Source organism: Litoreibacter janthinus, from assembly GCF_900111945.1.
Lineage (GTDB): Bacteria > Pseudomonadota > Alphaproteobacteria > Rhodobacterales > Rhodobacteraceae > Litoreibacter > Litoreibacter janthinus.
In genome coordinates this window covers 2112887-2125493 of record NZ_FOYO01000001.1, presented here as the reverse complement: position 1 = coordinate 2125493, position 12607 = coordinate 2112887, and the positions used below count along the sequence as shown (strand labels likewise).

Sequence of the window (12607 nt, the reverse complement as noted above, 5' to 3'; positions counted from 1 at the left end):
AGCATGAAATCCGCGCCGAAAATCCCCCGTCCTGCCGCCGTTGCGTTCACTTTACTGACCGCTTGCGCCTCCTCTGCGGCCTTTGCACACGAGGATCACTGCGCTGCTATCGCTGCATCGGTTGCGGATGCTGGGTTTGACACAAGCGTCACCGTGATCTGCACTGACGACCACGCGATCATTCAGTCCGACACCTATCCCGACCACCAACTGATGACGGGAATTTCCGGCACGAACGAACAAGTGCCTGTTCCGGCTGACTATGCCGCGCCGGTCCTGCTGTCTCCGAAACTGGGGACAACGCCCCTGACCCGCGATGCGGCCTTGGGTGTCGCCGTCAACGGCGTGCCGATTTATGACTACACCGGAGGTGGAGAGATGGCGCAATCCGACCTTGCACACCACCAAGCCCAGCACGACACGCTCCAAACCAACCAGCTTGACTTGTGCGGTGGCCATGCCGGACGCGGGGACGACTATCACTACCATGTCAAACCGACCTGCATGATCGACCAGATGGCAAATGCCGGCGATGAGGCAATTATTGGCTGGGCGTTCGACGGCTTCCCAATCTATGGCGACAACAATCCCGACGGCACTGAGATCACGGCGGGCGTGCTGGACGTGTGCAATGGCCAGACAGACGAGGCGTTTGGCTATCGCTACCACACATCCTCCCGTGCGCCCTACATTGTGCAATGCCTTATGGGTGAAGTTGCCGATTTCGACCGCTTGCCCCGTGTGCCACCGCTTTCAGCGTCCAGTGGGGGTGGTGCCGCGCCGGGACGCCCCCCGCGCGGCGGGGTGCAGAACCTCGTCTTCACCGAAGATGCGAATGGGCGTCGCAGCATGGATTACAGCCATGAGGGCGAAAGTTACTTCATCCGCTATGCGCCGTCCGAGCAGACTGGGTGCTATGATTTCACCACGCGAACCGTTACCAATGACGGAGAGGTGAGGACGGGTGAGTTTTGCCGATAGCCAATTAGACCATGCTTGGTTCGGCTCAGGACAGGGGCTGATCTAGGTGCCGCCGATCTTGTTCGCAAAGGTGGTAAAGTCGTCTATGACCGCCTGCTCCGGAAACTGTCCGGTAAACCCTTCCAGATAGCCCGGCAGGCGCGCCATGCGGACCTGCATCGTTTCCTGAACCTCCAACGCGTGATAGCCGAGTTGCATGAAGTAGATGATCCGCGCGCGCCAGTCGGCCTCTGCTCCGTCATAGCCATGGCGCATGAACATCGCTTCCAAGGCCTCCAAGCGGGCCGCGTCGGCGGCATCGATACGGGTACGCACTCTTGGGTCCTGCCGCGCCCACGCGCGCACCGCGAAATCGAGGCCGCGATTGAACAGCGCGGGATCAATGAAGCAGCGGAAAAAGTTGCACGCGGCCTCGTTAATACAGCTGGTGTCCAACGCACACTGGCGGACTATCGAGCGCGTGTTCCGCTCCTCCCAGTGGTCCAGCAGCGCGGCCAGAAGCTCATCGCGGTTCTTGAAATACCAGTAGAAGCTGGAGCGTGACACGTCCAACTCAGCCGCCAGCGCCAGAACCTTTACCGTGTCGACCCCGTCGCGGATCAGCGCAGCGCGTGCTGCGCGAAGCCAGTCATCGCGGGTGACCTTGATATGCCCGTCTGCCATCTAACTCTCGGGCGGGGCGCCGCCCGCCTCCGTGCGCTTTGCGATATAGGCCTGCAAATGCGCCAGCTTCTCTGCGTCTACGTCTGGCCCCGTCCCTTCCGCCAGGATCCGTTCCCAGACGCCGGTCGCCCGCTCATTGGCACCTTGGGCGCCACGTTCCGTCCACGTGCCGAAATTTGCGTAATCATGCACGATCGGCTCATAGAACTCCGTGTTGTAGCGCCCCATCGTCTGGGTCGTTGCGAAAAAATGCCCACTTGGGTCAACTTCCTGCAACGCCGCAAACCCGATTTCGTCTGGTCCAGCTTTCGCGCCGCCGCAGAGTTCCGCGATCATGTTGAGCACCTCGACGTCAGTGATCAGCTTCTCATATGACACACTCAACCCGCCTTCCAGCCAGCCGGCGGAGTGAATGATCACTGTCGCCCCGGCCATCAGGCAGCCCCACAGGCCCATCTGGTTTTCATTCGCGGCCTGCACATCATTCGAGTTTGACGCGGAGCCAGCGGCGCTGCGCCAAGGCAAGCCGGTAAACCGCGCCAATTGCCCCGCCGCCAAAGAGGCTTGGAAATGCGCGGGGGTGCCGAAAGCCGGTGCGCCCGATTTCATGTCCACGTTGCTGGTAAACGTCCCGTAGCACACCGGTGCACCGGGCTTGACCAATTGCGTCAGGGTCAACGCGGCGAGCACTTCCGAATGGCTCAGCGTGATTGCGCCCGCCACCGTGATCGGGGCCATCGCGCCCATAAGCGTAAATGGCGTGACAATCGACAATTGCCCGTGCTTGGCAAAGTCGATCAAACCTTGCGCCATTGGAACATCCAGCGTGCGCGGACTGTTGGTGTTGATGATCGTATAGGCGTGAGGTGTGGCCTCGAACTCGGCTGCGGAGACACCGCGAAATTCCGATAGCATCTCGAAGCTTTCCATCACCTGCGGCGTTCCGCGCGAAAAGATGAAGGGGAATTTGTCCGAATGCACCAGCTGCGTTTGGGTCATGAAATAGTGACGCAGATGGGTCGGCACGTCTTGCGGCTCGATCAGCGGGGCGACCATCTGGAACACGTCAAAATGCTGCGTCAGGCGCACCAGTTCTTCGTAGTCGCGCGCGGACCCGGGGCGCCTGCCGCGCTTGAGGTCCGTCGCGTGGGGCGCTCCTGCGCCGGGCTGAAAGGTAAGCGCGCCAAGTTCCAGTACCATATCGCGATGGGCCGCTCCTGCGCGACATTCGATGGATTTGGGCGCGGACGCCAACGCCGCTTCCACCATGTCACGGCCGATATAAACCATCTCCCGATCTACGCGGGCGCCGCCTTTGGCGAACATGTGTCGCGCCTCTGGCAGCAGGATTTTCATCCCCAATTCTTCCAGGGTCCGCAGCGCCGTTTCATGCATGGAGGCGATCTCGTCGGCCGAGAACACCTCCATAACCGGAAACGGATTGCGCAACTGGCGGTAATTTACATCTCGAACCACTGGAGCTTTGTCGCGGCTGCGGCGGGCCATTAGGTCCGCATCGCTTTGCCTGCGGGATCATAGGGCGAAGGCGCGATGACCTTTGCTGCGCGTTCGACACCGACGATATGGACAGACAGATCGGTCCCCTCCTCCGCCAGTTCTGCATCCACCAGCGCCATGGCGTAAGATTTGCCCATCGTGTGGCCGTAGCCGCCCGATGTCACGAACCCGACGCGGGTGTCACCGCTCCAAACCGGCTCGTAACCGCTGGCATCTGCCCCGTCAGCGGCGACGTCTAGCGTGACAAGTCGGCGTTGCGGGCCGTTTCCATCCCGCTCCTTCACGGCGGCTTCGCGACCGACAAAAGCGTCCTTGGTCCAATCAATCCAGCGGTCCATACCAGTCTCGGCGGGCGTGTAGCCTTGGGTGAACTCCGCGTTCCAGATGCCGAAGCTCTTTTCCAACCGTAAGGATAGGAGCGCGTTAAAGCCGACCTCCTTCACCCCCAAATCCGCGCCTGCTTCCAGCAACAGCTTGCGCAACCCGATATGCTCCGCCGCGTGGCAATGGATTTCGTAGCCAAGTTCTCCGGTCACCGATAAGCGGCCCACTTTGGCCCGCAACAGACCGACATCCATCGTCCCGCACCCCATGAAGGGTAGGCTTACAGGGCCATCGGTGACGCGTTCCAGAACCTTGGTGCTGTTCGGGCCTGACAAGGAAAAGCCGACGATTGCGTCAGACACATCGCGGACCTCCATATCCTCCATCATATGATCTGCGAACCAACGCTTGTGCCAGTCGCGCAGGTAGTAGGACCCCATGACCCACCATGTGCCGTCGCCCCAGTTGAAGACGGTCAGATCCCCTTTGAGTTTGCCTTCTGCCGACAGCATCGGCGCAAGACGTGCGCGTCCGGCCGTCGGCAACTTGGAGGCCATGACATGGTTCAGCCAAGCCTCGGCACCGCCCCCCGTCACCTCAAACCTAGAGAAGCCGGAGATATCCAAAAGCCCGACATTCTCACGCACGGCCCTGCATTCCTCGGCCACGATGTCGAACGCATTAGAGCGCCGCAGAGACGGTGCTTCTTCGAACCCGTCAGGTGCGAAATAGAGCGGAACTTCCAACCCGTAAGACGCGCCCCAACGGCAGCCTGCTGCAGTCATGTCGGTATAGGCAGGTGCCATTTTCAAAGGACGCCCCGCTGGCAGTTGCTCGTTTGGATAAGTCATAATGAAACGGCGCGAGTAGAACTGGCCCGTGGTTTCCTTGATGAACCGCTTGTTCTGCGCGAAGTCGCCATAGCGGGAGACATCCATTCCAAAGACATCGGCTTCAGGCTCTCCGTGGATCATCCATTCCGCCAGCGATTTGCCAACGCCTCCACCTTGCAAGAACCCTGCCATCACAGCGCAGGCGCACCAATACCCAGGCTTGCCTTGCACAGGCCCGACAAGCGGGTTGCCATCAGGCGAGAAGGTGAATGCCCCGTTCACCCATGTCTTCACACCGACCTCCTGCAAGGCGGGATAGCGTTCGAAGCCCAGGATCAGTTCTTTTTCAATGCGGTCCGTGTCTTCTTTTTGCAGCTCGAACCCGTAGTCCCACGGTGCGCCGTCAACCATCCAGTGTTCATGATCGACCTCGTAGATGCCCAGCAAAATCCCCTTCTGGTCCTGCCGCATATAGGTGAACCCTTCGAGGTCCACGGTCATCGGGACTTCGAAATCGAGTTTCTCCAGCTCTGGGATCGTGTCCGAAATCAGGTAATGGTGGTTGAGCGGGGATACCGGCAGTTCGATCCCGGCCATGCGCCCGACCTGCTTGGCCCAAAGTCCTGCGGCGTTGATCACGTGCTCTGTCTGAATCGTGCCTTTTTCGGTCACGACCTCCCAGCCATTGGCCGTTTGGTTGAGCGCCAGCACGCGGTTATTCTCGACAATCTCTGCGCCGTGTTTCTTGGCCGCCCCTGCATAGGCATGGACGGTGCCCGTTGTGTCAACATACCCCTCGCGATCCGCCCACATGCCGCCCAGAATGCCCTCGGTGGACATGATCGGGCACAGGTCGCCAGCTTCCTCGGGAGTAATCAGGCGGCAGTCGTCGATGCCAATAGACTGGAAGGTGCGGTAGGCTGATTGCAACCACTCCCAACGATCCGGCGTTCCCGCAAGGGTCATGCCGCCGGTCATATGCAGGCCGATGGATTGGCCGGATTCCCTTTCTATCTCGGGCAACAGATCAATCGTGTAGGCCTGCAACGCGGCAATATTGGGGTCTGCGTTCAGGGCATGGATGCCGCCAGCGGCGTGCCAGCTGGACCCTGCGGTCAGAACCGACCGTTCAATCAGCAGCACGTCCTTCCAGCCGAATTTAGCCAGATGATAAAGGACAGATGTCCCGACGACGCCGCCACCGATTACGACAGCCCGATAATGCGTTTTCATGGAAAGACCCTTTTGCAGACAGACCTACCGTGACCCTGCACGCATCTGGACAGACCTGTCCAGAATTTTTAACGCACAAGGTTTGAGGACCGCCTGAACCGGTCAAAGGTGCACGCTTTCTGAAATAGCGTTTGGAGGTAAAGCCTGCTGCCCTACCCTTCGGGTAAGGCAAACACCTGACCGGGATAGATCAGATCGGGATCGCGGATCAGGTCGCGGTTTGCCTCATAGACGCGGACATATTGCTCCCCTGCTCCGAACCGGTCACGGGCGATGGCCCATAGCGTGAAGCCCGGCTGGACCGTCACGGCAGTGGCCGTCTGCGGTGTTGCGGTGGCAACCTCGGGTGCCTCGCGCTGGAACGGGGTTTCCACGCGGCTGGTCACAATGCCGCTCTCGTCGACCTCGTCCACCCGCAAACGGTAGACACCTGCGTCGATATCAGGCAGCGGGGCCTGCCAAGCGCCGTTCTCGGCAATGCGCGTTGTCTTGACGGGTTTGTCGTTCAGGTAGACGCGCACGAAACCTTGTGAGGCCCCGCGCCCTGCCAAGGCCACTTCGCCTTCGGCGTCATAGGAGATGGTGTCGATCACCACGTTGGCTGTCACCGGCGCATCCGCCTGCGCCTTTGGGCTGGCCGGTTGCGGCGCGGGCTGAAGCACCGTTACGCCTGTGTTGTCGGCAAGAACGACGGCGGGCGTATCCTGCGGTGCGGGCTGCTGGGCCTGCGGCGCGGGGGTATCATCGGGCACGTCATTTTGCGCCGATTGAGGAGGCTCGGGGGTATCTGACTGACGGGGCCCCTCTCCATCTGTTTCGGTGTTCTCAGCAACTTCGACCTCAGGCGCGGTCTCGGGTTGCGGTGCGATTTCGGGCGCGGGTTCCGCAGACGCCGTCCGAACCGGCGAGATCAGGATCGTGCCCTCGGAGGTGACTTTTCTGCCATCGGCCAGTTCGGTCACAATAGACAAAGCGCGCGGTGTGTCCGAGGCGGGGAAATCCAGCAAAACGCCAAACTTGCCAGCGCCATCGGCTTTGCCGCGCGCGACCTCTGCACCATCGAGCAGAAACACAACATCGCTTCCTGGCGTTGCAGAGCCCGCGATGACGCCGCCGCCGTCAGGGGCGACCTGCACCACGTCAAATGAGGGGGGTGTTGGGGGTTCGATTGTAGCTGCTTCTGGCGGGTCAGCCTCTGCTACCGTCGCCGGCTCTTCCGCAGGCTCTGGTTCAGGCGCAGCTTGTCGTGCGGTCGCGGCTTCGACCTCAACCTTCGCCTCTGGTTCTGGTTCTGGTTCTGGTGCCGCAGGTTCAGCGACGATCTCCTCCTGAGCGGCTTCGGGTTCGGAGCGGACGGCATCAACGATTTCTGCGGCGGCCGCCTCTTGTGCAGAGGGCGGCGATGGCTCCGGCGGCGGCGGGTCGCGGCGTTGGGTCACCAAATATATACCGCCAATGATAAGCACGACAACAGCAGCCCCTGCCCCTGCCGCCTGCCCGCTCAATCCCAGTCTCGACCAGATGGCCATATGCGCGTCTTCCTTCTCCCCCAGCCCTTCCCAGAAAGGCGTTGTGGCAGCGTAGCAGCCCCAATAGAACAAGGCAAAGCCACTTATTTGTCAGGAGCATCCCTCATGTCTCAGCTGAAATCTGTTTGCGTCTACTGCGGCTCCCGCTTCGGGGCGGATCCGGCATACAAGCAGGCTGCGCTCGACCTTGGACAGGCGTTGGCGGATCACCATTGGCGGTTGGTTTACGGCGCGGGCGATGTGGGCTTGATGGGGGCCGTGGCCCAAGCGTCGCAAGCGGCGGGCGGAGAGACCTTCGGAGTGATCCCGACCCATCTGTTCCAGCGCGAAGTCGGAAAGCGTGACTTAAATACGTTCATCATCACTGAAACGATGCATGAGCGCAAAAAGGTCATGTATATGAATTCCGACGCTATCGTGGTTTTACCGGGCGGCGCAGGCTCGCTTGATGAGTTCTTCGAGGTGCTGACATGGCGCCAGTTGGGACTGCATGACAAGCCGATCTACCTGCTCAATACCAATGGCTATTGGGACCCGCTGGTGACGCTGAACAGCCATGTGGTGGCGCAAGGATTCGCGGATCAATCGCTGCTGGATTTCGTCACCGTGACAGACACAGTGCCGGCCCTGACCGATCTTCTTAGCGCGGCGCTAACCTGATCGCACCCGTCTGACCAAGACGTGAACGACACTTTTCTTCAGTTCTTGCTACCCTAGGGTCAAGAATCAGCGGAGGACGGTATCGATGAAGCTCACCCCAATCTTGGCAGCGCCCCTGCTCGCCATAGGCCTTGCAGCGCCAGCCAGCGCGGCGGAAGGCGAACGCATTCAGATCACCGGCGAGATCATTGACACATGGTGCTACTTCTCTGGCGTTATGGGAGGTCCAGACGCGGTGGTCGGATCGGCGCATCACACTTGCGCGCTATGGTGCTCTGCCGGGGGCATCCCTGTCGGGCTATTGGGCGAAGACGGCGAGGTGTACATGGTCCTCAAGATCAACGGCGATGACCAGAACGCGTCGGGCGACACCAACCTGAATCTCGCGTCACACGAGATTACCGCTGACGGGATGCTCTACAAGCGAGACGGACTGAACTATCTGGTCGTTGAGAACGTGGTCACCGATCACGGCATCACCAACCAGAACCACGAAGACTACGGCGTCGTGCCGGGCTTCGCTATTCCTGATCCCAAGAAATGAGGGCCGCGTGATGAAACGGTTTTTTGCTCTGGCACTCCTTGCCGCCACCCCCGCCGCCGCCGCTGACTTCTCCGAAGGGTCCAACGCGAAAAGCTGGAACCTTTATGCTGAAGCGCCCGCCTTCTTCGAAGCCAAAGTGGTCGACATCACCTGTGAGATCACCGGCGACTGCGCAGAAAACTGCGGCAATGGCACCCGCCAGATTGGCCTGTTGCGCGCAGCTGATGGGGTTCTGGTTTTCCCCAACAAGAATTCCCAAAGCGGATTTCAGGGCGCTTCGGTAGATTTGCTACCCTTCTGCGGCAAGCAGGTTGAAGTGGACGGCCTGTTGATTGAAGACACCGACATTCCGGGAGCGACGAACATCTTTCAAGTTCAAACCATCCGCGAGGCTGGCACCGAGGAATGGACCAAAGCCAACATGTGGACCAAAGCCTGGGATGCAAAACACCCCGAGGCCAAGGGCAAGGGGCCTTGGTTCCGACGTGATCCACGGGTGAATGCGCATCTGGCAGAGACCGGCCATTTCGGCTTGGGGCTGGAGAAAGACGCGGAGTTGATCAAGGAACTATTCGAGTGAAGAGACTTGCGATCACCCTGCTCGCGCTGTCGGCTCCCGCCTTGGCGGATCAGTCCCCCCTGCCGTTCAACCTAGGGGGCGCGTTCGAGCTGACGGATCAAACGGGCGCTTTGCGCACGCAGATCGATCCGGCAGGACATCCGCAACTGCTTTTCTTCGGCTATGCCAATTGCCGCGAGATATGCTCCGCCGCGTTGCCGATGATGGCGCAGGTGGCGGACGCGGTGGCTGAACAAGGCATCACAGTGACGCCGGTCATGATCACTGTTGATCCGGCGCGCGACACTGTCGACACGCTTGGCCCTGCGCTGATCCAACACCATACCGGATTTGTCGGCCTGACCGGCACGCCGGAGCAATTGCAAGTCGCCTATGACGCGTTCCAGATCGAAACCGAAGAAGTGTTTTTCGACCCGGAGTTCGGCCCCGTCTACGCCCATGGGAGCTTTCTTTATTTGCTCGACGCGCAGGGCAAATTGCTGACCTTGGTGCCGCCCGTCGTCACGCCCGAAGCGGCGGCGGGGATCGTGGTGAAATATACGCAAGGGCAAAGCTGATGGCTGGTCTTTCGCGGCGCGCGCTGCTGACGGGCGGCGCAGTTGTTTTGGCGGGTGGCGCGATTTATGCTGCCGGCGGGCGCAACCTGTTCTATTCGGCGATTACTGAAGCCTCGGCTGCCACTCATATCGACCCGCCCACCGCACACCGGCAAGCCGCTGCGGGGGAGATTTTGTTGATCGACATCCGCCGGCCTGAAGAGTGGGAACTCACGGGGTCTGGCGAAGGGGCCAGCAGGCTTGACATGCGGCGCAAGGATTTCGTGGACGCCTTGTTGCAGATCACAGGCGGGTCCACAGATATGCCTGTCGCCTTGATCTGTGCCCGTGGCGTGCGGTCGGCGCGGCTTAGCAACCAGCTGGCAAATGCGGGCTTTACCAACATCATCGACGTGCCTGAAGGCATGATGGGCTCACGCGCTGGTCCCGGGTGGCTGAAGCGCGGCCTTCCGGTGGTCCGGTGAGAAGTCTTGCCGCTGCGTTGGCGTTTCTCGCGTCACCTGCGGTCGCAGAGTGTGGCGCGGCGGACATGCCATGCGAGCTGGTTTCAGGAAGCTATCACATCGAGACGCCCGAAGGCGCGGCTGGTCCCGTCCCTGCCATTGTGTTTCTGCACGGCGCAGGGGGCAAGGGCACCGGCATCCTGCGGATGGGCGGCCCTATTCTTGAACGCGGTTACGCCGTGATCGGCCCGAATGGTTTGGACCGCCCCAATTCGCGTTTTGGCACAGGCTGGTCCTTTCATCCGCAGCGCGAAAAGCGGCGAGATGAGCTGGCATTCATGCGCGCCGTGATCGACGACGCTGTGGCCAACCACGGCATCGACCGCGACCGCATCCTGTTGGCAGGTTTTTCCATCGGCGGCTCCATGACCTCTTATCTGGCTTGCGACGCGCCGGACCTAGCGCGAGCCTATGCACCTGTGGCGGGCAGCTTCTGGCGGCCACATCCGGCAATGGATGCCTGCCAAGGCCCTGTAGATTTGCTGCATACCCACGGCTGGCGCGACACAACCGTGCCGCTAGAAGGTCGTCCCTTGCGCAGTGGCGTGATCTACCAAGGGGACGTGTTTCAGGCCATGCAAATCTGGCGCACAACCAATGGCTGCAAGAATATGCGTGCTGACGCGTTCGACACATCGGGCGAATTCTGGCGGCGGTCATGGGACAGCTGTGATGCGGGATCGCTTGAGTTTGTGATGCATCCTGGCGCACATGGCATCCCCAAAGGATGGTCGACCATCGCGCTGGACTGGTTCGAGACGCTGGACTGACCGCTCGGCGCCTCGAAGAAGCAATGACTATTCGGCGGGCAGACTGTCAGAAGCTTCCAGCACGGCCCGCAAGCGGGTGCGTTCGCGCTTGGCGCTTTGAATGATCTTCGGCGCGTTGAACACCTCAGCCGTACCCAGCTGACGCGACGTCCATTTGAACCGCGTCAGTTTGGCCCCGCTGAGCATCGACAGCGGCACCGCCAGCGCAAGTGACACCGCAATCGGCAGCAGCCACAATGTGATGATCCCTTCAACCATACCTGCAACCAAAAGCGTGCCGGTTATTGTTTCGACGGCATGGAATTTGAGGACAGTTACCAAGCCATAACGCCCGCCTTGACGGGCTTGCGGGGTCCAGCTTTCGGTGTAGCCGACCCATGTGCGGCCGACGGCTATGGTCTGTTGTACCATGAGGATCGGCGCATAAAGAACCGACACCACGATCTCTGTCAGGAAGGACAGCAGGAATTGCCCTGCCCCGCCCAAATCCTTCAAAGACGGGCCGGATCGCAAAAGCGCAGCGGCGCCCAAAAACTTCGGAGCCAGCAACATCCCATACATGAACACCAGTATGGCAAGGTTGCTGACATGGCCCATGTCAGGCCAAGCCACTTGCGGGTTCTCCCCGGTGAAGTAGCGGATGACGTTGGCCTCTTCCCCCTTACCGATCAACGCCCATACGGTCAGCAGCGCAAACCACGCTGGCGACAACAGGTAGCCCATTGCGCCGTGAAACAGGTGAAAGCGTGTGACGGGGTGGAAGCCTTTGGAGCCCAGAATGTTAAGGTGTTGCAGGTTGCCCTGACACCAGCGCCGGTCGCGCAGCACGTAGTCGATCAGGGTCGCTGGGACTTCTTCGTAGCTGCCTTTGACCTGCGGGACGAAACGCACACCCCAGCCCGCGCGGCGCAGAAGTCCTGCCTCGACGAAATCATGGCTCAATATCAGCGCGCCTTTGGAGCGGAACGTATCTAGCCGAGGCAGCCCCGCGCAGGAGGCGAACGCCGCCGTGCGGATGATCGCATTGTGACCCCAGTAATTGCCTTCATGATCCGCCCAACGGGCCAAACCCTCGGCCAAGGCCGCGCCATAGATGGTGTTCGAGAACTGCTGCACACGGCCAAACAGGGTCTCTGCTCCGAAGAGCTGCGGGAAGCTTTGAATCAAGCCTGCGGACGGGTCGCGGGCCATTTCGTCGGTCAGGTCCATAATGGCCTGTCCGGACATCAGACTGTCCGCGTCGAGCACCAGCATCGCGTCGTAGCCGCCGCCCCAACGCGCGACCCAATCGGCCAGATTACCTACCTTGCGGTCCACGTTCTCGGACCGTCGGCGGTAGTGCAACGCCACATGGGCAGGCAGGTTGACGCGCAGACTGGCGAAGGCGCGGAGTTCCTGCTCTGCGATTTCGTCGTCGCGTGTATCGGACAGGATAAACAGCGTGTAACTATGCACCGATGCCGCGTTTTCCAACTCTTCCAGCATAGCGCAGGCATTTCCGAACACATCCCACGGCACCTCGTTATACACCGGCACCAGCAGCGCTACGTTTTGAGCAGGTGCCGGAACGCCGTCGCCAGGTGTGCGCGGGCGCATCATGTTGACCAGCCCGACCGTGACGGTGGAGACCGACAGGGAAATCCAGAAAAAGGTGCACGCGATCAGGGCGATGAGCATCGCCTCGAATACTGACAGGCCGCCCATTGCGAACCAGTCGGTGAAGGCCGCGATCAGGCCACCTGTGGTGATAAGCGCGGGCAAGAAGGTCGCCAAACGCCAGATTAGCGTCGCGGGTTTGTGCTTTAATTCAGGTGCCGCACCGTCGTGATATTTCGCGGACAGGTCTTGGACCGGAAACGCCAACGGCTGCTCCGGTGGCATCATCGGTGCGCGGGTTATGGGGCCCTGTGCG

Annotated in this window: 12 protein-coding genes; 7 read left to right on the top strand and 5 right to left on the bottom strand. The window is 60.6% G+C overall.

From position 1 onward, the window contains the following. The first annotated feature begins 3 nt into the window (after positions 1-3). Entirely contained in the window at positions 4-981 is a 978-nt protein-coding gene (locus BM352_RS10640) for a YHYH protein (RefSeq protein ID WP_245780969.1), read from the top strand. A 42-nt stretch (positions 982-1023) separates the two neighbouring features. On the opposite strand, the gene BM352_RS10635 is transcribed toward BM352_RS10640, so the two are convergent. From BM352_RS10635 to BM352_RS10620, 4 genes are all read right to left on the bottom strand, one after another. Further along, positions 1024-1644 (bottom strand): TetR/AcrR family transcriptional regulator, encoded by a 621-nt coding sequence (locus BM352_RS10635; protein ID WP_090216557.1) that lies wholly within the window; start codon positions 1642-1644, stop codon positions 1024-1026. Then, entirely contained in the window at positions 1645-3150 is a 1506-nt protein-coding gene (locus tag BM352_RS10630; RefSeq protein ID WP_090216555.1) for a trimethylamine methyltransferase family protein, read from the bottom strand. It lies immediately after the preceding gene. After that, positions 3150-5552: a GcvT family protein gene (locus BM352_RS10625; protein WP_090216553.1), complete on the bottom strand. Its 2403-nt coding sequence runs from the start codon at positions 5550-5552 to the stop codon at positions 3150-3152. The genes BM352_RS10630 and BM352_RS10625 overlap by 1 nt, the downstream gene beginning before the upstream one ends. Positions 5553-5704: 152 nt before the next feature. Continuing rightward, positions 5705-7153, bottom strand: a complete 1449-nt coding sequence (locus BM352_RS10620; protein ID WP_139229820.1) for a LysM peptidoglycan-binding domain-containing protein — start codon at positions 7151-7153, stop codon at positions 5705-5707. A 33-nt stretch (positions 7154-7186) separates the two neighbouring features. Between BM352_RS10620 and BM352_RS10615 the strand changes: the two genes are divergently transcribed. The 6 genes from BM352_RS10615 (at position 7187) to BM352_RS10590 (ending at position 10695) form a co-directional block, all read left to right on the top strand. Then, positions 7187-7741, top strand: a complete 555-nt coding sequence (locus BM352_RS10615) for an LOG family protein (RefSeq protein WP_090216548.1) — start codon at positions 7187-7189, stop codon at positions 7739-7741. Positions 7742-7826: 85 nt separating this feature from the next. After that, positions 7827-8285, top strand: coding sequence for a hypothetical protein (locus tag BM352_RS10610; protein WP_090216545.1), 459 nt, complete (start codon positions 7827-7829; stop codon positions 8283-8285). Positions 8286-8295: 10 nt separating this feature from the next. Next, positions 8296-8865: a hypothetical protein gene (locus BM352_RS10605; protein WP_090216543.1), complete on the top strand. Its 570-nt coding sequence runs from the start codon at positions 8296-8298 to the stop codon at positions 8863-8865. Next, the gene (locus BM352_RS10600) at positions 8862-9422 is read left to right on the top strand and encodes an SCO family protein (RefSeq protein ID WP_245780968.1); all 561 of its coding nucleotides are present in this window, start codon (positions 8862-8864) and stop codon (positions 9420-9422) included. The genes BM352_RS10605 and BM352_RS10600 overlap by 4 nt, the downstream gene beginning before the upstream one ends. Next, positions 9422-9886, top strand: coding sequence for a rhodanese-like domain-containing protein (locus tag BM352_RS10595; protein ID WP_090216538.1), 465 nt, complete (start codon positions 9422-9424; stop codon positions 9884-9886). Before BM352_RS10600 ends, BM352_RS10595 begins: the two co-directional genes overlap by 1 nt. Then, a complete protein-coding gene (locus BM352_RS10590) occupies positions 9883-10695 on the top strand; it encodes a CE1 family esterase (protein WP_245780967.1) in 813 nt (270 codons plus the stop codon). The genes BM352_RS10595 and BM352_RS10590 overlap by 4 nt, the downstream gene beginning before the upstream one ends. Positions 10696-10722: 27 nt before the next feature. Here the strand turns inward: BM352_RS10590 and mdoH are convergent, their stop codons facing one another. Continuing rightward, a complete protein-coding gene (mdoH, locus tag BM352_RS10585) occupies positions 10723-12579 on the bottom strand; it encodes a glucans biosynthesis glucosyltransferase MdoH (RefSeq protein WP_175500731.1) in 1857 nt (618 codons plus the stop codon). Positions 12580-12607 lie beyond the last annotated feature (28 nt).